The sequence below is a fragment of the Halorubrum sp. SP9 genome, assembly GCF_005435015.1.
Lineage (GTDB): Archaea > Halobacteriota > Halobacteria > Halobacteriales > Haloferacaceae > Halorubrum > Halorubrum sodomense.
The window spans coordinates 1-286 of the sequence record NZ_SGXU01000613.1 but is presented as its reverse complement, the minus strand read 5'-3'; the positions used below and the strand labels follow the sequence as shown (position 1 = coordinate 286).

1 protein-coding gene is annotated in these 286 nt (G+C 59.4%); it reads right to left on the bottom strand.

Features of this window, described 5'->3' with window-relative positions:
* On the bottom strand, positions 1-286 hold a 286-nt coding region (locus EXE45_RS20185), incomplete at both ends, for a hypothetical protein (protein ID WP_158294358.1).

Genomic DNA, 286 nt, shown 5'->3' with positions numbered 1-286 from the left:
AGTCTGTGATACCTTGTAGCGCGTATTCTCCACTCTCGGCAGTCGTCGGCTGAACTTTGAACTGGCCTGTATCACCTTCCCACACATCAGTGTCCAGCGCCCCTGACTCCCAGTCTTCGACAGTCAGTTCACGGACTTGCGGCTCCGCATCCGTCGTCGTGTTGACGGTTGTCGCGGTGTCCGCACTCGTGTCGATCTCAGCAACCTTCAGCGAGGGTTCTGCGGGCGCAGACTCCGTCGTGTTGACGACGTACTGACCGTCGTCGCCCGTCGTCGTGAGGTCAAC